The sequence below is a fragment of the Pseudomonas sp. 3296 genome, from assembly GCF_031456615.1.
GTDB lineage: Bacteria > Pseudomonadota > Gammaproteobacteria > Pseudomonadales > Pseudomonadaceae > Aquipseudomonas > Aquipseudomonas mucoides.
Map to the genome: position 1 here is coordinate 261,174 of NZ_JAVDUY010000002.1, position 21,247 is coordinate 282,420.

Here is a 21,247-nt window from a genome sequence, read left to right on the forward strand (position 1 = left end):
AGCGGGCAGCCCAACAGGTTTAAAAAACGAATGAATGCTCTAGCCCGCCGCGCTGCAGGCCTGCTGCTCAGCACAGTTTGTCTGCCACTGTCAGCCTTGGCTGCCGATCCACAACCCACCCACGAATTCACCCTCGATAACGGCTTGAAAGTTATCGTGCGCGAAGACCATCGTGCGCCGGTGGTGGTGTCCCAGGTCTGGTACAAGGTCGGCTCCAGCTACGAAACACCAGGTCAGACCGGTCTTTCCCATGCGCTGGAACACATGATGTTCAAAGGCAGTGAGAAAGTCGGCCCCGGCGAAGCCTCACTGATCCTGCGTGACCTCGGCGCCGAAGAGAACGCATTCACCAGCGATGATTTCACCGCCTATTACCAAGTGCTCGCCCGTGATCGCCTGGGCGTGGCCTTCGAACTGGAAGCCGACCGCATGGCCAGCCTGCGCCTGCCAGCTGACGAGTTCACCCGTGAGATCGAAGTCATTAAAGAAGAACGTCGCCTGCGCACCGACGACAAACCGATGTCCAAGGCCTACGAACGCTTCAAGGCGATGGCCTACCCGGCCAGCGGTTACCACACGCCGACCATCGGCTGGATGGCCGACCTGGACCGCATGAAAGTCGAAGAGCTGCGCCACTGGTACCAATCCTGGTACGTGCCGAACAATGCCACGCTGGTGGTGGTCGGTGACGTAACCCCGGACGAGGTCAAAGCCCTGGCCCAGCGTTACTTCGGCCCGATCGCCAAGCGCGACGTGCCCCCGGCTAAAATCCCGCTGGAACTGGCCGAGCCCGGCGAGCGCCAGATCACCCTGCATGTGCAGACCCAATTGCCGAGCCTGATGCTGGGCTTCAACGTACCCAGCATCGCGACCGCCGAAGACAAACGCTCGGTGAATGCCTTGCGCCTGATCTCGGCACTGCTCGACGGCGGCTACAGCGGTCGCATTCCGGCGCAGCTGGAACGCGGCGAAGAGTTGGTGTCCGGCGGTTCGTCGAGTTACGACGCCTACACCCGCGGCGACAGCCTGTTCACCTTGTCGGCCACACCGAACACGCAGAAAAAGAAAACCATGGCCCAGGCCGAAGCCGGCCTGTGGAAGCTGCTTGAACAACTGAAAACCACCGCGCCGTCGGCCGAAGAGCTGGAGCGCGTGCGGGCTCAGGTGATTGCCGGCCTGGTCTTTGAGCGTGATTCGATCACCAGCCAGGCCACGTCCATCGGCCAACTCGAAACCGTCGGCCTGTCGTGGAAGCTGATGGACACCGAACTCAGCGACCTGGAAAGCGTGACCCCGCAAGACATCCAGAACGCCGCCAAGCTGTATTTCACCCGCGAACGTCTCAGCGTCGCCCATGTCCTGCCACTGGAGACGACTCATGAGTGAGCGTAAAAAACCCCGCCTGGCCCTGATCGGTCTGATCGCGGTTGCCCTGATCGGCTCCGCGGTTTTCTACTTGTCCAGAACCGATGAGTCCAAGGCCAGCGAGGCCCTGGACAAAGCCAAGTCCAGCCAGAAACTGCAATCGCTGACCGAACTCGACGGCAAGGCACCGAGCCACCGCACGCTCGACGTACAGACCTGGAGCACCGCCGACGGCGCCAAGGTGATGTTCGTCGAAGCCCGTGAGCTGCCGATGTTCGACATGCGCCTGATCTTCGCCGCCGGCAGCAGCCAGGACGGCAATGCGCCGGGCCTGGCCGTGCTGACCAACGCGATGCTTAACGAAGGTGTGGCCGGCAAAGATGTCGGCGCCATCGCTCAGGGTTTCGAAGGCCTGGGCGCTGACTTCGGCAACGGCGCGTTCAAGGACATGGCACTGGCTTCCTTGCGCAGCCTCAGCACCAAGGACAAACGCGAACCCGCCCTGAAGCTGTTTTCCGAAGTGATCGGCAAACCGACCTTCCCTGCCGACTCTTTCGCGCGCATCAAGAACCAGATGCTCGCCGGTTTCGAATACCAGAAACAGAACCCCGGGAAACTGGCGAGCCTGGAGTTGATGAACCGTTTGTACGGCGATCACCCTTACGCGCACTCCAGCGATGGCACGGCGAAAACCGTTCCTGCGATCACCTTGGCGCAGCTCAAAGCGTTCCATGAGAAAGCCTACGCCGCCGGCAACGTGGTAATTGCGCTGGTCGGTGACTTGTCCCGCGCCGAGGCCGAAGCGATTGCTGCGCAAGTCTCCAGTGCACTGCCAAAAGGCCCGGCACTGGCGAAAATTGCACAGCCGCAGGAACCGAAAGCCAGCGTCGGCCACATCGAGTTTCCGTCCAAGCAAACCAACCTGATGCTCGCCCAACTGGGCATCGACCGTGAAGATCCGGACTACGCCGCACTGTCCATGGGCAACCAGATCCTTGGCGGCGGTGGTTTCGGCACCCGTCTGATGAGCGAAGTGCGGGAAAAACGTGGACTGGCGTACGGTGTGTATTCGGGCTTCACCCCGATGCAGGCGCGTGGCCCGTTCATGATCAACCTGCAGACCCGCGCCGAGATGAGCGAAGGCACGCTGAAACTGGTGCAGGACGTGCTGGCCGACTACCTTAAAACCGGCCCGACGCAGAAAGAACTCGATGACGCCAAGCGTGAACTGGCCGGCAGCTTCCCGCTGTCCACCGCCAGCAACGCCGACATCGTCGGCCAGTTGGGCGCCATGGGTTTCTACAACCTGCCGCTCAATTATCTGGATGACTTCATGCGTGAGTCCCAGAGCCTGACCGTCGACCAGGTCAAGACCGCACTGAACAAACACTTGAGCACGGACAAAATGGTCATCGTCAGCGCTGGCCCGACCGTGCCACAAAAGCCGTTACCGGCCCCATCTGATAAACCTGCCGAGCAGCCGCTCGGGGTTCCGGAGCATTAATGGCCACGCGTCCAAAAAAACCTGTTCACAACGTTCATAACGGCGTGAATCAACTGCGCATCATCGGCGGCGAATGGGGCAGCCGAAAGCTGAGCTTCCCCGATGCCCCAGGCCTGCGCCCGACGCCGGACCGGGTGCGTGAAACCCTGTTCAACTGGCTCGCGCCGTATGTCGCGGGCGCCAAGGTGCTGGACCCGTTCGCCGGCAGCGGTGCACTGTTTCTTGAAGCACTGTCCCGTGGCGCGGCCATGGGCCAGGCGCTGGACGCCAGCAACATCGCGGTCGCCAGCATCAAGGAACACTTGGGCACACTGCGTTGCACCACGGGCCAGATTCAGACCGCCGACGCCCTGCGCTACCTGGAAACCCAAACCGCCACGGCGTACGACCTGGTGTTCCTAGACCCGCCGTTCAATCAGAACCTGCTGCCGGGCGTCTGCACGCTGCTGGAAGAGCGTCAGTGGCTGGCCGACGAGGCCTGGATCTACACTGAAAGCGAAAACGCGCCGTCGTCCCTTGGTTTGCCAGGCAACTGGCGCCTGCACCGTGAGCAGAAATCCGGGCGGGTTTACTACGCGTTGTGGCAACGTATGGCAGAGATCGCCGGTTAATCGACCGGCCTGAAAAGGTGCGCACCCGTTGCGCACCGCTGCATCGAGAGCAATCGTGTCCCATCCGCCAGACCGCTTCACCCCCGCCTTGGGCCTGGGCAATCCGCACTTGCAAACCTTGTGGGGACCGCTTTGGCGCAAAACCACGCACATCGAACGCGAGCGCGAACGCTTGTGGCTCGAAGACGGCGACTTTCTCGACCTCGACTGGCACGGCCCACACAGCGCGACGGCGCCTCTGGTGCTGGTGTTGCACGGGCTGACCGGTTCGTCGAATTCACCGTATGTGGCCGGTGTGCAAAAGGCCCTCGCCACCCAAGGCTGGGCCAGTGTCGCATTGAACTGGCGCGGCTGTTCGGGCGAGCCGAATCTGTTAGCGCGCAGTTACCATTCCGGCGCCAGTGAAGACCTCGCCGAAACCATCCGGCACCTGCGGGCCAAACGTCCGTTGGCGCCGCTGTATGCGGTGGGTTATTCCCTGGGCGGCAACGTCTTGCTCAAACACTTGGGCGAGTCCGGCAGTGACAGCGGCGTGACCGGCGCGGTGGCGGTGTCGGTGCCGTTTCGCCTCGACCAGTGCGCGGATCGTATCGGCCAAGGTTTTTCCAAGGTCTATCAGGCGCATTTCATGCGCGAGATGCTCGCTTACATCAAGAACAAACAACGCCAGTTCCAGCATGACGGACGCGAAGATGGCCTCGCGGCGTTGGCGGCACTGGGTTCGCTGGAGAACATGCGCACCTTCTGGGACTTCGATGGCCGGGTCACGGCGCCGTTGAATGGTTTTCTCGATGCCGAGGATTACTACCGTCGCGCGTCGAGCCGTTATTTCCTTGGGGAGATTCGCACACCGACCCTGATCATTCAGGCGGCCGACGATCCCTTCGTCTTCCCCCACAGCCTCCCGCAGGCCGACGAATTGTCTGCCTGCACGCAATTGGAATTACAAACCAAGGGCGGGCATGTCGGCTTCGTCGATGGCTCGTTCCGGCAACCGGGTTACTACCTGGAACGGCGCATTCCGCAGTGGCTGGCCGCCGTGGGGCGCGAGTAGTCGATGGACGTCGATCAGGGCGAGTCGATCCGCTTCTGGCAAACCGCGCCGCTGGCCGGGGTCGAGTTACTGTCCGCGCGCTACATCGAACACCGCTTCGCACCCCATGTGCACGATGGTTATGTGATCGGCATGATCATGGCCGGCGCCCAGCGCTACCGCTATCGCGGCGCTGAACACCTGGCTGGCAGCGGCACCTTGGTGTTGATCAATCCGGATGAACTGCATACAGGCCACAAAGGCACCGAGGATGGTTGGCTGTACCGGGCGTTTTATCCGGACAGCGGGCAGTTACTGTCGTTGCTGGCCGAACTGGAATTGCCGACCCATCACTTGCCCATGTTTGGCGCCACGCTGTACAGAGACCCGGACCTGGTGAAGGGTTTTTGCCAACTGCATCGTTTGCTGGAAAGTCCGACCACGGCGCTGCAACAGCAAACGGTCTGGCGGGAAATGATGTTGTCGTTGCTGCAGCGACACGCGGCGGTGCCGATTGCCGGCCAACCCGGCAAGGAGCACCGCGCCGTGACACGGGCCAAGGAATTGCTGCGTGCGCAATTGGCGGCACCGCCGTCTCTTGAAGAGCTCGCGGCGGCGGTGAATCTTTCTCCTTTTCACTTTGCCCGGGTGTTTCGCAGAGCCACCGGCATGCCGCCGCACACCTGGCTGATGCAACAACGCATCGCCCAGGCCCGGGCGCTGTTGCAGAACGGTTGTTTGCCGCTGGAAGTGGCCACGCAATTGGGGTTTGCCGACCAGAGTCACCTGAGCCGGCAGTTCAAGCAGGTTTACGGGGTGGGACCGGCCGCGTATCGAAGTGCCCGACTGTTTTGAATCGCCTGATACCCCTGTGGAGTCCGGGGTTATTCGCCGATGGCGATGCCGTGTGCGGGATCGTTGATCCACTCGCTCCACGACCCGGCATACAACGCCCCCAACGGATAACCCGCCAGGCACAGTGCAAACAGGTTATGGCAAGCCGTCACCCCGGAACCGCAGTACGCCACCAGATCGGTCGGCGAACGCCCCCCCAGTTTCTCGGCAAAACGCTGCTTGAGCTGATCAGCCGGTAAAAACCGTCCATCGCCGCCGAGGTTGTCGGTAAACGCCGCACATTGCGCCCCCGGAATATGCCCGGCAATCGGATCGATCGGCTCCACTTCGCCCTTGAAACGCGGCAAGCCGCGAGCGTCCAGCAACGTCAACTCAGGTTGACCGAGACGTTGCGCCAGTTGTTGCGCACTCAAGATCAATGCATTGTCCGGCGTTCCGCTGAAGGTGCCCCGCCGGGTGTCGCACGCATCCAGACTCAGCGGCAAACCCGCCGCATGCCAGGCCTTGAGCCCGCCATCCAGAATGAACACGCCGTCACGCTTGCCCAGCCATGCCAGCAACCACCAGGCCCGCGCCGCAAAGGCACCGGGGCCGTCATCGTACAAAACCACTTCACTGTCGGCGTTGATGCCCCAGGCTTGCAAGCGCTCGATCAAGTCATGCGCTTCAGGCAGCGGATGACGCCCGGTCACGCCCTTGACCACCGTCCCGCTCAAATCACGCTCGAGATCGGCAAACTTCGAACCGGCGATGTGCCCTTCGGCATAACTACGCTGGCCGTAATCCGGGTCTTCGAGGGCAAAACGACAATCGAGAATCACCAACCCCGGCTGGTCCTTTTTCAGGTCCAGTGCTTGCGGGCTGATCAGTTGCGCAATGGGCATAGCGGGCTCCTGTGACTAAGTCGGTGTTCGATCCTACTGCACTTCTTCAAGGGCTTGGGCCAACGGCACGTAAAACTCTTCGTACAGCGCATTCACCGCATCACGCGCCTGATCCGTGACGAAACCTGCTTCAAGCACCAACACCTGATACACACCTCGTTTAATGGCTTGTTCACTCAGGTGATTGGAGTTTTCCCGCGTGGTGCACAGGAACCGCACCCAGGACGTCAGGATGATCCACGCGTTCAGCGTCAGGGACTCGATCTGGACCTTATCCATTTGCAGGATGCCAGCCTCGACGAAGCCCGCGTAGATGTGCGTGCCATGGATCAGGCAGCGCTGGGAAAACCGTCGATAACGGGCGGCGAGTTCCGGATCGCTGTCGAGCAAGTGCTCAAGATCGCGATGCAAAAACCGGTAGCGCCACATCGCCGCCAGCAGCTCCTGAAGGTAGAAGCGCTTGTCGTCCACCGTCGATGCACGCCCCTGAGGCGGGCGCAGGAAGCTGTCCACCAGGCTTTCGTACTCACTGAACAACACGGCGATGATCGCCTGCTTGTTAGGGAAGTGGTAGTACAGATTGCCCGGTGAAATTTCCATGTGGGCAGCAATGTGATTGGTGCTGATGCTGCGCTCACCCTGCTGATTGAACAGCTCCAGGCTGTTCTGCACGATGCGCTCGCTGGTTTTGATCCGAGGGGCCATGGCTTGAGCTTTAATTCAGAGTGCGATGACAGGCATCTTACGACCTATCCGCGAGTGGATAAAACAAAGCTGTTCCAGGATGTCATTTGACTTTTTAGAGCATAGACTCTAAAAAGTCACTCATTACAATAAATCCGGAGCCGACAATGACTGCTGACATCGCCTACCTTCAGAACTTGAATCAGCCTCTGGAAGAAATGCAGGCCCTGTTCGACGCGCAACGTGCCGCCTACGCCGCCAACCCGATGCCGCCGGCCGCCCAGCGCCAGCAATGGCTCAAAGCCTTGCGCGATCTATTGAGCAGCGAGCGCCAGGCACTGATCGAGGCGATCAGCCAGGATTTCAGTCACCGCAGCGCCGATGAAACCCTGCTCGCCGAACTGATGCCCAGCCTGCACGGCATTCATTACGCCAGCCAGCACCTCAAAGGCTGGATGAAGGCTTCGCGGCGCAAGGTGGGCATCGCTTTTCAACCGGCGGCGGCCAAAGTCGTATACCAACCGTTGGGCGTGGTCGGCGTGATCGTGCCTTGGAACTACCCGCTGTACCTGGCCATCGGTCCATTGGTGGGCGCGCTGTCGGCGGGCAATCGGGTGATGCTCAAACTCAGCGAATCGACCCCGGCCACCGGTTTGCTGCTCAAGGAATTGCTCGCCCGGGTCTTTCCTGAAGACCTGGTGTGCGTGGTGTTGGGCGAATCCGATGTCGGTGTCGCGTTCTCCCGCCTGCGTTTCGATCACCTGCTGTTCACCGGCGCCACCAGCATCGGCAAACACGTGATGCGTGCGGCGGCCGAGAACCTCACCCCGGTGACCCTCGAACTCGGCGGCAAGTCACCGGCCATCGTGTCCCATGACGTGCCGCTGAAAGACGCCGCCGAACGCATCGCCTTCGGTAAAACCCTGAACGCCGGGCAAACCTGCGTGGCCCCGGACTACGTGTTGGTGCCCGAAGACCGTGTCGATGGTTTCGTCGAAGCCTATCGCCAAGTGGTTCGCGGGTTTTATCCGACGCTGGCTGACAACCCGGACTACACCGCCATCATCAACGAGCGGCAACTGGCGCGTCTCAACGGCTACATCAGCGATGCCACCAGCAAAGGGGCACAGCTGATTCCGCTGTTCGATCAGGGTCAGGGCAGGCGCATGAGTCACAGCCTGCTGCTCAACGTCACCGACGACATGACCGTGATGCAGGACGAAATCTTCGGCCCGCTGTTGCCGATCGTGCCGTACAAGCGCCTGGATGAGGCCTTTGCCTACATCAATCAACGCCCTCGCCCACTGGCGCTGTACTACTTTGGCTACGACAAGCGCGAACAGCACCGTGTGCTCCACGAAACCCACTCCGGCGGCGTCTGCCTCAACGACACGCTGCTGCACGTCGCTCAGGACGACATGCCATTCGGTGGCATCGGTGCGTCGGGCATGGGCCATTACCACGGCCACGAAGGCTTCCTGACCTTCAGCAAGGCCAAAGGGGTATTGATCAAGCAGCGCTTCAACGCGTCGAAACTCATCTACCCGCCGTACGGAAAATCCATTCAGAAACTGATCCAGAAGCTGTTCATCCGCTAACGCTCACCACCACCGGGTAACAACAATAATGAGCCCAAGCCTGTCCGATACACCCGCGCTGTCACGGCGCGGCCTGCTGAAATTCAGCCTCGGCGCCAGCGCCTTCCTGGCCACCGCCGGGTTGGGCGCAAGCCTCAGCGGCTGCTCGTCGAGCACTGCAGCGAACGGCTTCGTGATCCTGCGCAGCGGCGACCTGTTGTTTTTGCGCGCACTGATTCCGGTGATGCTCGAGGGTGCGGTCGCCGCCGAGAAAATACCGGCGTCGCTCGATCAGACCTTGCACAGCCTGGACAACAGCCTGAATCACCTGTCGCCGGAAATGCTCAAGCTGACTCAGCAACTGTTCGATGTGCTGGGGATGGCCGTGACGCGCGGACCGCTGACCGGGATCTGGGGCAGTTGGGAAAATGCCAGTGGTGATGAGATCCGGCACTTTCTCTATCGCTGGGAAAACAGTTCGTTGAGCTTGTTGCGGATGGGGCATAGCTCGTTGAAGCAACTGGTGATGATGGCGTGGTACACCCGGGCGGAGTCCTGGGTGCATTGCGGGTATCCCGGGCCGCCTACGGTCTGAAATCGAGTCGACCCTATCACGGGCAAGCCACGCTCCCACAGGGAATTGCGTACTCCTGCTCACGATGGCGACCTGAAGAACACCCAAAACAAAATAAAAAGAGAACCTGAGAATGCCTGTACCCGACCCGTTCCGAGAAGGCCTGTCCCGTGGCTGGAAAACCTACAACGGCGCGCAACTGACCCAAGACCTGACCCTCGAAGCGGACGTGGCGATCATCGGCAGCGGTGCCGGCGGCGGCACCACGGCGGAAATCCTCAGCGCAGCCGGCTACAAAGTGCTGCTGATCGAAGAAGGCCCGCTCAAGACCAGCAGCGACTTCAAGATGCTCGAAGACCAGGCCTACACCAGCCTCTACCAGGAAGGCATCGGGCGCATGAGCAAGGATGGCGCGATCACCATCCTTCAGGGCCGCGCCGTGGGCGGCACTACGCTGATCAACTGGACATCGAGCTTTCGTACGCCCACCCCGACGCTTGAACACTGGGCCAGCGAACATGACGTCAAAGGCCACTCGCCTGCCGACATGGCGCCGTGGTTCGAGAAAATGGAGCAACGCCTCGGTGTCGCGCCGTGGAGGGTGCCGCCCAACCCCAACAACGACGTGATCCGCAAAGGCTGTGAAAAGCTCGGCTACACCTGGCACGTCATCCCGCGCAACGTGCGCGGCTGCTGGAACCTTGGCTACTGCGGCATGGGGTGTCCGACCAACGCCAAGCAATCGATGCTGGTCACGACCATTCCGGCAACGCTGGAAAAGGGTGGCGAACTGTTGTACCTGGCCCGTGCCGAAAAACTGTCGATCAAGGACGGCAAGGTCACCGGCCTGCAATGCGTGGCGATGGACGACCGTTGCGTCGCGCCGACCGGGCGCACGATCACGGTCAAGGCGCGCCATTACGTACTGGCCGGCGGCGGGATCAACAGCCCGGCGTTGCTCCTGCGTTCTGATGCGCCGGATCCGCACAAGCGCTTGGGCAAACGCACGTTCCTGCATTTGGTGAACATGTCCGCCGGGCTGTTCGACGAGGTGATCAACCCGTTCTATGGCGCGCCTCAGTCGATCTATTCCGACCATTTCCAATGGCAGGATGGCACCGCCGGCAAGATGGGCTACAAACTCGAAGTCCCGCCGCTGCACCCGGCACTGGCGACCACCCTGCTCGGCGGTTTCGGCAAGGAAAACGCCCAGCACATGGAACACCTGCCCCATACCCACGCAATGCTGGCGTTGTTGCGCGACGGTTTCCACCCGGACAGCCCCGGGGGCAGTGTCGAATTGCGCGGTGACAACACGCCGGTGCTCGACTATCAGGTTTCACCCTACGCCTGGGACGGCTTGCGCCGGGCCTTTCACAGCATGGCCGAGATCCAGTTCGCCGGGGGCGCCAACGCGGTGATGCCGATGCACGCCGATGCCCGCTACGTGAAAACCCTGGCTGAAGCACGCACGTTGATCGACGGTTTGAGCCTTGAGTTGTATCGCACACGCCTGGGCAGCGCCCACGTGATGGGCGGTTGTGCGATGGGCGAAGACCCGAAAAACGCCGTGACCGACAGCCTCGGCCGCCATCATCAACTGAGCAATCTGTCGATCCATGACGGCTCGCTGTTCCCCACCAGCATTGGCGCAAACCCGCAGTTGTCGGTGTATGGGCTGACCGCGCAACTGGCCACTTCCCTGGCCGAACGTTTGAAAAACCCATGAAAAGGGAGAATATTCGTATCGTCTATAGTGCTTTCTTACCCAACAGGCGACTTGGCCGACCGGGAAGGCTGCGATACCATCCGACTCCCCAACGGACTCCCGCCAGGACGACGCGATGAACCGAGTGTTGTACCCAGGTACCTTCGACCCTATTACCAAGGGCCATGGCGACTTGGTCGAACGCGCCGCGCGCCTGTTCGATCATGTGATCATTGCCGTTGCCGCCAGTCCCAAGAAAAACCCGTTGTTTCCTCTGGAACAGCGAGTGGAGCTGGCCCGCGAGGTCACTAAACATCTGCCGAACGTTGAAGTCGTCGGTTTCTCGACGCTGCTCGCGCACTTCGCCAAAGAGAAGAACGCCAACGTGTTCCTGCGTGGTTTGCGCGCGGTGTCGGACTTCGAATACGAATTCCAGCTGGCCAACATGAACCGTCAGCTGGCACCGGATGTGGAGAGCCTGTTTCTTACGCCTTCCGAGCGTTATTCGTTCATTTCCTCGACGCTGGTCCGTGAAATCGCGGCGCTGGGCGGTGATATCACCAAGTTCGTCCACCCTGCGGTGGCGGATGCCCTCACCGAGCGCTTCAAGAAGTAACGACCGCTGAATCGGCGCCTGCGTGCACTACAGGCGCCAATGCGGCACAATTGCGCGCATTGGTTTATTGCGCCCGGGCCTGCCGCCCTGGCTGGAGTTAGCATGTCCCTGATCATCACCGACGATTGCATCAACTGCGACGTCTGCGAACCCGAGTGCCCGAACGCCGCCATTTCCCAAGGCGAAGAGATCTATGTGATCGACCCGAACCTGTGCACGCAGTGTGTCGGCCACTACGACGAGCCTCAGTGCCAGCAAGTGTGCCCGGTGGATTGCATTCCGCTGGACGAAGCGCATCCGGAGACTGAAGACGAGTTGATGGAGAAGTACCGGAAGATTACCGGCAAGGCTTGAGTCAGATAGTTTTGTAGCGTCTGTGCCGGCCCCTTCGCGAGCACGCTAGCTCCCACAGTTGATCGCGGTCTAATGTGGGAGCGGGCTTGCTCGCGAAGGCGTCATCCAGCCACACAGAAAATCCAGCAGCCTTCACTCCCGCTGCTCAAACCCCTCGCCGACACACCCCAGACACCGCACAAATGCCGCTTTCGCCGGGTCAACCACCAATGCCTGTCCCGCATCGCCAACGCCGCCGCCCAGCGCGGTAAACGGCAACGACACCACAAACACGCCAGCACCAATCACCGTCGCCACGACCAGCAAAGGTCGGGCAATCAGCAAATCACCGATCATGGCGTACGCCGGGGGGTTCTGGATGGTGTAGAGCGGGTCGCCGCTGCCGCTGTTTGCCGCCAACGCGCCGGCATTGGCGCCCAGCAGGCAGACAACGACAAGGATTCGAAACAGGTTCATGGCACGGTCCTTATGCGAGGCAGTGAGAACACTGACTATAGACCGTGGGAGTTTTCAGCTCTGACAGCGAGGGCAAAAGACGCTGGCGCGCTGTCCGAGCTTCACATCCCGCAGCTCCGTGCCGCAAACCTTGCAGGGTTCATGGCCTCGTCCGTAGACGAACAGCTCCTGCTGGAAGTACCCCGGCTGACCGTCACCGCCGATAAAGTCGCGCAACGTGGTGCCGCCGCGCTCGATGGCGGCGGCGAGGATGCGTTTGATCTCGATCGCCAGCTTCAAATAGCGCGCCCGGGAAATGCTCTTGGCTTCGCGGCGCGGATCGATGCCGGCGGCGAACAGCGCCTCGGTCGCATAGATATTGCCGACGCCCACCACCACGGCGTTATCCATGATGAACGGCTTGACCGCCATGGAGCGGCCGCGTGACTGCTGGAACAAGCGCTCGCCGTCGAACAAATCGGTCAAGGGCTCCGGCCCCAGGCGAATCAGCAATTCATGGTTGAGCGGGTCAAGGCTCCAGAGCATCGCGCCAAACCGTCGCGGGTCCGTGTAACGCAGCGCCAGGCCGGATTCCAGCTCGATGTCCACGTGCTCATGCTTGGCTGCCGGCAAGCCGGCTTCCACCAGCCGCAAATTCCCTGACATGCCCAAGTGGCTGATCAACGTGCCGACTTCGGCATTGATCAACAGGTACTTGGCGCGCCGTTCCACCAGCACGATGCGCTGCCCCGACAACCGCACATCAAGGTCTTCGGGAATCGGCCAGCGCAGGCGCCGGTCACGCACAATCACCCGGCTGACCCGTTGGCCTTCCAGGTGCGGCGCAATACCGCGGCGGGTGGTTTCGACTTCCGGCAGTTCAGGCATGGTGCACTCGAATCAGGCTATCCGGCACTCAGCGGTGAGCGCCGAGGTCGCGAATGGTTTGCTTGAGCGTCTCGAAGTCGTAATCCGAGAGACCGACATAGTCAAGCACCAGAGGCCCGATGCTGTTCCATTCGTGGTCTTCATTCTGGTTGCCCAACACCCGGTAGGACGCACAAATGTGTTCGGCCATCTTGAGGATCGCCAACAAGTTCTTGAGCTGGGCATTGCGCGACGACTCATCGCTGAAGATTGCCAACGCGTTGTGGTGATTGGCGATAGCGGCAGTCACATGCTCCGGCAGACGCCAGGACTTGGCAGTGTAGTAACCGACCACGGCGTGGTTGGTATTGAACACCCGGTTCTCGGTGTCGACCACCCGGCATTCGGCACTGGCGTTGGCGTAGGCCTCTTCCAGAACGGTCATGTAGTTGGGGAAACGCTGCAGCATCAACGGCACGCCACAATCGTGAAACAAGCCCAACGCGTACGCTTCATCGCCGGCCTGGGCGCCAATGCGCTTGGCCAGTGTCAGGCAGGTCATTGCCACATCCTGGGCCGTGTCCCAGAAGCGGTTCAAGGTGACGATGGTGTCGTCATTCATCTCGCCCTTGATCGACTGGGCGTTGATCAGGTTGATGATTGAACGGCTGCCCAGCAGGTTCACCGCCCGCTGGATCGAAGCGATCTTGTTGCTCAAGCCGTAATACGGCGAATTGACGATCTTCAGCAAGGCGCCTGAAAGGCCCGGGTCTTGGGAGATCAGTTTCGCGATCACTTCCAGGTCCGGGTCGGGCATGTACTGTTCCATCTGCAAATCCACCATGATTTGCGGCTGGGCGGGCACGCTGATGCCTTGCAGGGACTGTTGGATCTGTTCGGTAGTCAGCTCTTGGGACATAAGTACACACTCTGGGCCAGGCGCAGATTCTAGCTTCTAAAAGTTGGATCCGACACCTTGGAGGGCGCATCTGCTGAAGTTTCATCTTTGGCGCGACCTTCACCGCATGTCCATCCACCAAACCGTGGCCTTGCGCAACACGCTATACTCCCGCTCTTTTTTCCGGAGCGACGTCATGTCCCTGCCTAGCCTGCGCCTCAAAGCCAACGCCGACCGTCGCCTGCGAAACGGCCACTTGTGGGTCTACAGCAACGAAATCGATGTCGCCGCCACCCCATTGCACGGCTTCAAGGCCGGTGATCAGGCGATCCTCGAAGCCGCCGGCGGCAAACCGCTGGGCATTGTTGCCATGAGCCCGAACAACCTGATCTGCGCCCGCCTGCTGTCGCGCGACATCAAGTTGCCGCTGGACAAGTCGTTGCTCGTCCACCGTATCAACGTCGCCCTTTCGCTGCGCGATCGCCTGTTTGACAAGCCGTTCTATCGCCTGGTCTACGGCGATTCCGACCTGCTGCCAGGCCTGGTGGTCGACCGTTTCGGCGACATCCTCGTGGTCCAGATCGCCTCGGCGACCATGGAAGCCCATAAAGAAGACGTGATCGCCGCGTTGACCCAAGTGCTCAAGCCAAGCGGCATTCTGTTCAAGAACGACTCCGCCGCCCGTGATGCCGAAGGCCTCAACCGCTACGTCGAAACCGTGTTCGGCCTGGTGCCGGAGTGGGTAGCGCTGGAAGAAAACGGCGTGAAATTCGAAGCACCGGTCATGCAAGGCCAGAAAACCGGCTGGTTCTACGACCACCGCATGAACCGTGCACGCCTGGCTCCGTACGCCAAAGGCAAACGCGTACTGGACCTGTACAGCTACATCGGTGGCTGGGGTGTACAAGCGGCCGCCTTCGGCGCCAGTGAAGTGTTCTGCGTCGACGCGTCGGCCTTCGCCCTCGACGGCGTCGAGCGTAACGCCGCGCTGAACGGTTTCGCCGACAAAATGACCTGCATTGAAGGCGACGTGTTCGAAGCCCTCAAAGAGCTGAAAGCCAGCGAAGAACGTTTCGACGTGATCGTGGCCGACCCGCCGGCGTTCATCAAACGCAAGAAAGACATGAAGAACGGCGAAGGCGCCTACCGTCGCCTGAACGAGCAAGCCATGCGCCTGCTCAGCAAAGACGGCATCCTGGTGAGCGCTTCGTGCTCGATGCACCTGCCCGAAGATGACCTGCAAAACATCCTGCTGACCAGCGCGCGTCACCTGGACCGCAACATTCAGTTGCTGGAACGTGGCGCTCAGGGCCCGGATCACCCGGTTCACCCGGCCATCGCTGAAACCCGCTACATCAAGAGCATCACCTGCCGCCTGCTGCCAAACAGCTGATCATGCCGGTTTGACGGGGAGCCCATCGGCTCCCCGTTCCATTATTCAATATAATTTATACTACTTCCTACACTTTCAATCCTTGTGACTTGCAGGACGTTTCTCTGTGCTTTGCACTTTGAAGAATACGCCTTACAAAATTCAGGTGTCATTTCGATTAATCCGACAAAATAACTAGAACATTCCTACTCAATCTCTCCTTGATAAGAATTCATTACCAACTATGATTGAGTTGTCACATTGAAGTGACGCTCATTATCAATGACAAGGAGTTACAACATGAAAGCAATTACTCTGGAAGCAAACACCATCGCCAACCTGGCTTTTCTGGTTACGCCGAAAGCCCGCTAAGTAAATGAAGCGCTGGGGAGTGCCGGCTACCCAGCGTTCTCTACGAAAAACCCAGAGTGAACCGCCCATCATGCAGATAAACCCTTATCTCTTCATACTTCCGCGCACGCCCGATCAGATAGTGTGGGATTATAAAAATCACAAACAGTACGAACTGGATCTTGACTATTCAACCCGACTTGCAGAACTGATCAACAACCCGAACAAGTTCAATCGCAACAACAGTATAGACACCCAACTTCTTGAAGCAGGAATACTCACGACATCAACCCCGACTCTTATTGAATGGGGCTGGGATGATCTGTCGAAAATATTCCATATCGGCACCAAGAACATCCCTTGCCAACATACCCCACAAGATATTCATGAATGGTCCAGAGAATATCTGAACCATTGCAGCGAAGTACTGGCCACTCCGCCCCCGGACACCCGTCTGGCGGAACGTCTGGCAGACGAAAAGATTTCATTGCCGAAACCTGGATGCCTGCCGCAAAGCACTCTGGCAAATACCCTGATTGACCGAAAAACCTGCCGAACCTTCACCGACGAGCCCCTCTCACTCGAAGCGGTCAGCACGTTGCTCTACTTGTCCCTCGGTTACTTGCGAGAACGTGAGGACGACGTCGACGAAAGCATCGCCGAAGGACTTGGCGCCCGTCGCACCAGCCCCTCCGGGGGAGGGCTAAACGCCTGTGAAGGCTTCCTGCTCGTGCAAAACGTCAGCGGCCTGAAACCTGGGCTCTATGCCTACCATCCAACCGAACATGCGTTGAGCTTCGTCAACTCGCTGTCAGGTCGACCGCTGGGGCAACTGCTATGTGGCCAACACTTCATCAATAACCTGCCGATGGGCCTGTTCATCACCAGTCGATTCGACAAACTGTGGTGGAAATATGAACACTCGCGCGCCTATCGAATGGCCTACGTTGAAGCCGGGCATATTTCCCAGACCTTCCAGTTGGTGGCCACCTCGCTCGGCTTTAACACCTGGCTGACCGGCGCCCTGACCGATGATCAGGTCGAGACGCTGCTCGGCCTCAATGACAGTGCAGAACAGCCTTTGTTTTTTGTCGGTTGCGGCAACAGCGACGGGAACGTGCTGTGCAAGGAACTGAAAACGCTGCTGAACAGTCAGGACCCGCAATCATGACCGACACGCGCCTCGAACAGGCAATGCTTCCCCCTGGCTGGGCCGATCGCTTTACCCTCGGCGACTGGGATAACCGCGCCGCGGTGCGAACCAGCAAACACACCTATTTATTACCGCCCGATATTGAACAGCAACTGGAAACCCGGCATTGGTTCCCGCCGGCCTTCCTGCCGTATTTGAACCACCCGGCCGTCAAAGACGCCGGCCGGGCGATCACTCATCGACTATCGGCCAATCATCTGGTGTATTTCCTCGACTACACCACCTTGCTCGAACACCGCATCGTTAATCGATCTGTCGAAACCATCGTCCATGACGAACTTGGTGTGAGCATTCCCCCGCGGATGAAAAACGCTGCGCTGCAGCTCTACACCGACGAGGGCTATCACGCCCTCTTTTCCAATGGCCTCGCCGAGCAGATTGCCGCGTTCTATGGCATGTTCGATCGGCCCGTCATGCCGCAGCGAATCACCCGGTTGCACGCCCTGCTCGAACGCACACCTGACAAGCACAAGCCACTGGCCTGGTTCCTCACCGGTTTCGTCTCCGAGACAATCATCGCCAAGGATCTGCTCGACATCTGTCGCGATGCGTTGGTGGACGGCGTTCAGGAAATGCTCAGGGACCACCTCGCCGACGAGGCACGACACAGTCGCTATTTCTGCGAAGTGTTCCATTATCTGTGGCTGCACCTGACCAGCGCCCAACGCCTGTTCTGCGCGGGTCTGCTTCCGGAGCTCATTCAGGTTTTCTTTGAGGTCGATGAGCATTGGCTGAGGGCAAGCTTTCGCGGTGTCGGCCTCAGGGAGACAGTCTGCCTGGAAATCACTGAAGGACTGTCCGATGCGCATGCCACTCTGCAACGGACCCGTTCGGGCGCCAGCGCTACCCTGGGCGCCCTGAAAAACGCCGGGTTCTTCGACCTGCCTTACAACCGGAAACTCTTCACCAGAGCCGGGCTTCTTGATGAATAGTGTTATCGACGCAACCCAGGTCAAAGAAAGCCGGGCCATGGTCATTCTGTTGATGACCATGACGCTGCTTGCTGTTTTTCCCCTCGACGTCGTGCTTCCTTCCTTTCCCGCGCTCTCCGACCACTTCCGCACTACGCCTGTCGATATAGCGTTGTCCGTCAGCCTCTTTGCCATCGGCCTGGCGTTTTCACTGCTGCTGATCGGGCCGCTGTCCGACAGGTTCGGCCGCAAAAAACTGCTGCTAGGAGGAATTGCTCTGGCCGCCCTGGGTGCAACAGGTTGTCTGCTCGTCAGCGATTACGCCTGGTTTCTGTTCTTTCGCGTTATACAGGCGATGGGCTGCGGGTCGTTTGCCTTGTCACAGGCACTGGTCCAGGACCTGTTCTTCGGCCGCGAACTGGAACGACTGCGAATCTGGATGGCAACCGCCGGCGGGATATTCATTTCCAGTTCGCCGCTGATCGGCACCTGGCTACAGTTGCATGTGGGCTGGCAGGGCAGTTTTTATGTGTTCATCGGCCTGGCCATTATTGTCTGGTTGAGGTCCTGCTTCCTGCTGAAAGAAAGCCGTAGCAGTGTTCCATCGCCCCGGCGAATCTTCAGCGCTTATTGGCTGCTGCTTGGCGACATCCGCTTTACGGGTTACTGGCTGATATCCGGACTCGCCTTCGCCTGCCATTTCTCGTTCATTGTCATTTCACCACTCCTGTTCATGGAGCACCTGAAGCTTTCCGCCTATCAGTTCGCCTGGGCGCTGTTGCTGTACGGCGTCGCGTATGTGGTCGGCGGAATTATCGCCAGCCTCCTGCATCGCCATATGGAGGGCGACAGGCAAATCAATATCGGCCTGGGTCTGATTGCCCTCTCGGGCCTGGTGATGCCATGGCTGGTCTGGCAATTTGGCCTGTCCGCCGCCACGGTGCTGATTCCCATGCTGATCTGTACCGCCGGCACCACCATTTGCCGCCCCATCGCCAACTCCAGGGCGATGAGCCTCTACCCCCAATACGCGGGTACCGCAACTTCGGCCGGCAGTCTGCTGATTTTCATGTGTGGCGGCTTGATCAGCGCCGTGATCAACCTGGCCAGCGTCTACCTGACCACGGCCCTGGCCGTGTGCTTTTTGATTTTGAGTGCGGTGGGTATCGGCCTGAACGCCGTGATCAGTCGCCGCTGACTGCGCATCAGGGCAAAATGCCGACAACCCTGTCCACACGTCTTGTCAGCACTATCTCCAAAGCGGCAGCCATTCCCTCCTGACGCCAGCCGTGTAGAATCGCGACATTCATCGCCAGTCATCCCCCGGCGGGTTTATGAGCTCAAGCTGAAGCGCGCGGCGATCCCGCAAAGTTATCGGCAACTTCCGGACACACGGCCATTTCTGAGTGTTCCAGACGTCAATAGAAGCTCACTTCCCTTTTGATAACTGATTAGCCGCCCGGAGTGCTTCATGCCTGATTACCGCTCGAAAACATCCACCCACGGTCGCAACATGGCCGGCGCCCGCGCACTGTGGCGCGCCACGGGGATGAAAGATGACGACTTCAAAAAGCCGATCATCGCCATTGCCAACTCCTTCACCCAGTTCGTACCGGGCCACGTCCACCTCAAGGACCTGGGCCAACTGGTCGCCCGCGAAATCGAACGCGCCGGCGGTGTAGCCAAAGAATTCAACACCATTGCCGTGGATGACGGCATCGCCATGGGCCACGACGGCATGCTGTATTCGCTGCCGAGCCGCGAGATCATCGCCGACTCCGTCGAGTACATGGTCAACGCCCACTGCGCCGATGCCATCGTCTGCATCTCCAACTGCGACAAGATCACCCCTGGCATGCTGATGGCGTCCCTGCGCTTGAACATCCCGGTGATCTTTGTCTCCGGCGGCCCGATGGAAGCCGGCAAGACCAAACTGGCCAGCCACGGTCTCGACCTCGTCGACGCCATGGTGATCGCCGCCGACTCCAGCGCTTCTGACGAGAAAGTCGCTGAGTACGAGCGCAGCGCCTGCCCGACGTGCGGTTCGTGCTCCGGCATGTTCACCGCTAACTCGATGAACTGCCTGGTTGAAGCCCTGGGCCTGGCATTGCCGGGCAACGGTTCGACCCTCGCCACCCACAGCGACCGTGAGCAATTGTTCCTGCAGGCCGGCCGCACCATCGTCGAGCTGTGCAAGCGTTATTACACCGAGAACGACGAGTCGGTACTGCCGCGCAACATCGCCAACTTCAAGGCGTTCGAGAACGCCATGACCCTGGACATCGCCATGGGCGGTTCCACCAACACCATCCTGCACTTGCTGGCCGCGGCCCAGGAAGCCGAGATCGATTTCGACCTGCGCGACATCGACCGCCTGTCCCGTCACGTGCCGCAACTGTGCAAAGTCGCGCCGAACATCCAGAAGTACCACATGGAAGACGTGCACCGTGCCGGCGGGATCTTCAGCATCCTCGGCTCGCTGGCCCGTGGCGGCCTGCTGCACACCGACCTGCCGACCGTGCACAGCAAGACCCTGGCCGAAGGCATTGCCAAGTGGGACATCACCCAGACTGACGACGAAGCGGTGCATCACTTCTTCAAGGCCGGCCCGGCAGGCATTCCGACGCAAACCGCATTCAGCCAATCGACCCGTTGGGAAACCCTGGACGACGACCGTGAAAACGGCTGCATCCGCAGCGTCGAGCACGCTTACTCGAAAGAAGGCGGCCTGGCCGTTCTCTACGGCAACATTGCACTGGATGGCTGCGTAGTGAAAACCGCAGGCGTCGACGAATCGATCCACGTCTTCGAAGGCAACGCGAAGATCTTCGAAAGCCAGGACAGCGCCGTGCGCGGCATCCTCGCTGACGAAGTGAAGGCCGGCGACATCGTGATCATTCGTTACGAAGGCCCGAAAGGCGGCCCGGGCATGCAGGAAATGCTGTACCCGACGTCCTACCTGAAATCCAAAGGCCTGGGCAAAGCCTGCGCCCTGCTCACCGACGGCCGCTTCTCCGGCGGCACTTCGGGCCTGTCCATCGGCCACGCTTCGCCAGAAGCGGCAGCGGGTGGCGCGATTGGTCTGGTGCAGGACGGCGACAAAGTGCTGATCGACATTCCAAACCGTTCGATCAACCTGTTGATCAGCGACGAAGAAATGGCCGGGCGTCGTGCCGAGCAGGATCAGAAAGGCTGGAAACCTGTGGAAAAACGTCCACGCAAGGTGACCACCGCACTGAAAGCCTACGCCCTGCTGGCAACCAGCGCCGACAAGGGTGCCGTACGTAACAAGGCGATGCTCGACGGGCTGTAAGCGTCAATCGCAGAAATAAAAATGCCCCGCCAAGTGCGGGGCATTTTTTTGACCACGATCCCCCCAAACACTGGAGATCAACTGTGGGAGTGAGTCTGCTCGCTCCTACATTGGATCTTCGG

The 21,247-nt window shown here is 59.9% G+C and carries 20 protein-coding genes; 15 read left to right on the top strand and 5 right to left on the bottom strand.

Going from position 1 to position 21,247, the window contains the following annotated elements:
* Positions 1 to 30 precede the first annotated feature (30 nt).
* From J2X66_RS05700 to J2X66_RS05720, 5 genes are read left to right on the top strand one after another with little or no spacing between them, the layout of a single operon-like run.
* Positions 31 to 1,386 (top strand): pitrilysin family protein, encoded by a 1,356-nt coding sequence (locus J2X66_RS05700; protein ID WP_027926545.1) that lies wholly within the window; start codon positions 31 to 33, stop codon positions 1,384 to 1,386.
* Positions 1,379 to 2,869 (top strand): pitrilysin family protein, encoded by a 1,491-nt coding sequence (locus J2X66_RS05705; protein WP_310261991.1) that lies wholly within the window; start codon positions 1,379 to 1,381, stop codon positions 2,867 to 2,869. The genes J2X66_RS05700 and J2X66_RS05705 overlap by 8 nt, the downstream gene beginning before the upstream one ends.
* On the top strand, positions 2,869 to 3,480 hold the full coding sequence (gene rsmD, locus J2X66_RS05710; RefSeq protein ID WP_027926543.1) for a 16S rRNA (guanine(966)-N(2))-methyltransferase RsmD: 612 nt from the start codon (positions 2,869 to 2,871) through the stop codon (positions 3,478 to 3,480). Before J2X66_RS05705 ends, rsmD begins: the two co-directional genes overlap by 1 nt.
* 55 nt (positions 3,481 to 3,535) lie before the next feature.
* Positions 3,536 to 4,534 carry a hydrolase gene (locus J2X66_RS05715; protein ID WP_310261994.1) on the top strand — a complete coding sequence of 333 codons (999 nt, stop codon included), beginning with the start codon at positions 3,536 to 3,538 and terminating at the stop codon, positions 4,532 to 4,534.
* A 3-nt stretch (positions 4,535 to 4,537) separates the two neighbouring features.
* Positions 4,538 to 5,368 carry an AraC family transcriptional regulator gene (locus J2X66_RS05720; RefSeq protein WP_310261997.1) on the top strand — a complete coding sequence of 277 codons (831 nt, stop codon included), beginning with the start codon at positions 4,538 to 4,540 and terminating at the stop codon, positions 5,366 to 5,368.
* Between the two features lie 29 nt (positions 5,369 to 5,397).
* Here J2X66_RS05720 and J2X66_RS05725 read toward each other — a convergent pair whose 3' ends face one another.
* Entirely contained in the window at positions 5,398 to 6,252 is an 855-nt protein-coding gene (locus tag J2X66_RS05725) for a sulfurtransferase (RefSeq protein ID WP_310262000.1), read from the bottom strand.
* Between the two features lie 33 nt (positions 6,253 to 6,285).
* Complete coding sequence (locus J2X66_RS05730) at positions 6,286 to 6,957, bottom strand: TetR/AcrR family transcriptional regulator (RefSeq protein ID WP_027926539.1); 672 nt, start codon at positions 6,955 to 6,957, stop codon at positions 6,286 to 6,288.
* Positions 6,958 to 7,103: 146 nt separating this feature from the next.
* On the opposite strand from J2X66_RS05730, the gene J2X66_RS05735 reads away from it, so the two are divergent.
* From J2X66_RS05735 to J2X66_RS05755, 5 genes are all read left to right on the top strand, one after another.
* Positions 7,104 to 8,534: a coniferyl aldehyde dehydrogenase gene (locus tag J2X66_RS05735; RefSeq protein ID WP_310262003.1), complete on the top strand. Its 1,431-nt coding sequence runs from the start codon at positions 7,104 to 7,106 to the stop codon at positions 8,532 to 8,534.
* Positions 8,535 to 8,562: 28 nt separating this feature from the next.
* Positions 8,563 to 9,108, top strand: coding sequence for a twin-arginine translocation pathway signal protein (locus J2X66_RS05740; RefSeq protein WP_310262006.1), 546 nt, complete (start codon positions 8,563 to 8,565; stop codon positions 9,106 to 9,108).
* Positions 9,109 to 9,220: 112 nt separating this feature from the next.
* Positions 9,221 to 10,816, top strand: a complete 1,596-nt coding sequence (locus J2X66_RS05745) for a GMC family oxidoreductase (protein ID WP_310262009.1) — start codon at positions 9,221 to 9,223, stop codon at positions 10,814 to 10,816.
* A gap of 115 nt (positions 10,817 to 10,931) precedes the next feature.
* Positions 10,932 to 11,411: a pantetheine-phosphate adenylyltransferase gene (gene coaD / locus J2X66_RS05750; RefSeq protein WP_007945531.1), complete on the top strand. Its 480-nt coding sequence runs from the start codon at positions 10,932 to 10,934 to the stop codon at positions 11,409 to 11,411.
* 102 nt (positions 11,412 to 11,513) lie between these two features.
* Positions 11,514 to 11,765, top strand: a complete 252-nt coding sequence (locus tag J2X66_RS05755) for a YfhL family 4Fe-4S dicluster ferredoxin (protein WP_007945532.1) — start codon at positions 11,514 to 11,516, stop codon at positions 11,763 to 11,765.
* A gap of 132 nt (positions 11,766 to 11,897) precedes the next feature.
* On the opposite strand, the gene J2X66_RS05760 is transcribed toward J2X66_RS05755, so the two are convergent.
* Genes J2X66_RS05760 through J2X66_RS05770 form a run of 3 tightly spaced genes read right to left on the bottom strand, consistent with a single transcriptional unit; the run spans position 11,898 to position 13,932 of the window.
* Positions 11,898 to 12,221, bottom strand: coding sequence for a multidrug transporter (locus tag J2X66_RS05760; protein ID WP_310262013.1), 324 nt, complete (start codon positions 12,219 to 12,221; stop codon positions 11,898 to 11,900).
* Positions 12,222 to 12,275: 54 nt separating this feature from the next.
* Positions 12,276 to 13,088, bottom strand: coding sequence for a bifunctional DNA-formamidopyrimidine glycosylase/DNA-(apurinic or apyrimidinic site) lyase (mutM, locus tag J2X66_RS05765; protein WP_027926534.1), 813 nt, complete (start codon positions 13,086 to 13,088; stop codon positions 12,276 to 12,278).
* Positions 13,089 to 13,116: 28 nt separating this feature from the next.
* Positions 13,117 to 13,932, bottom strand: coding sequence for an HDOD domain-containing protein (locus J2X66_RS05770; protein ID WP_310263060.1), 816 nt, complete (start codon positions 13,930 to 13,932; stop codon positions 13,117 to 13,119).
* Positions 13,933 to 14,161: 229 nt separating this feature from the next.
* Between J2X66_RS05770 and J2X66_RS05775 the strand changes: the two genes are divergently transcribed.
* The 5 genes from J2X66_RS05775 to ilvD all read left to right on the top strand — a co-directional run bounded on the left by J2X66_RS05775 (position 14,162) and on the right by ilvD (position 21,125).
* Complete coding sequence (locus tag J2X66_RS05775; RefSeq protein WP_007945535.1) at positions 14,162 to 15,358, top strand: class I SAM-dependent rRNA methyltransferase; 1,197 nt, start codon at positions 14,162 to 14,164, stop codon at positions 15,356 to 15,358.
* A 421-nt stretch (positions 15,359 to 15,779) separates the two neighbouring features.
* Positions 15,780 to 16,859: a SagB family peptide dehydrogenase gene (locus tag J2X66_RS05780; protein WP_310263062.1), complete on the top strand. Its 1,080-nt coding sequence runs from the start codon at positions 15,780 to 15,782 to the stop codon at positions 16,857 to 16,859.
* Complete coding sequence (locus tag J2X66_RS05785) at positions 16,856 to 17,833, top strand: diiron oxygenase (protein ID WP_310262022.1); 978 nt, start codon at positions 16,856 to 16,858, stop codon at positions 17,831 to 17,833. The genes J2X66_RS05780 and J2X66_RS05785 overlap by 4 nt, the downstream gene beginning before the upstream one ends.
* Positions 17,826 to 19,010, top strand: a complete 1,185-nt coding sequence (locus tag J2X66_RS05790; protein WP_310262025.1) for an MFS transporter — start codon at positions 17,826 to 17,828, stop codon at positions 19,008 to 19,010. The genes J2X66_RS05785 and J2X66_RS05790 overlap by 8 nt, the downstream gene beginning before the upstream one ends.
* 273 nt (positions 19,011 to 19,283) lie before the next feature.
* Complete coding sequence (gene ilvD, locus J2X66_RS05795; RefSeq protein ID WP_027926529.1) at positions 19,284 to 21,125, top strand: dihydroxy-acid dehydratase; 1,842 nt, start codon at positions 19,284 to 19,286, stop codon at positions 21,123 to 21,125.
* Positions 21,126 to 21,247: the final 122 nt, after the last annotated feature.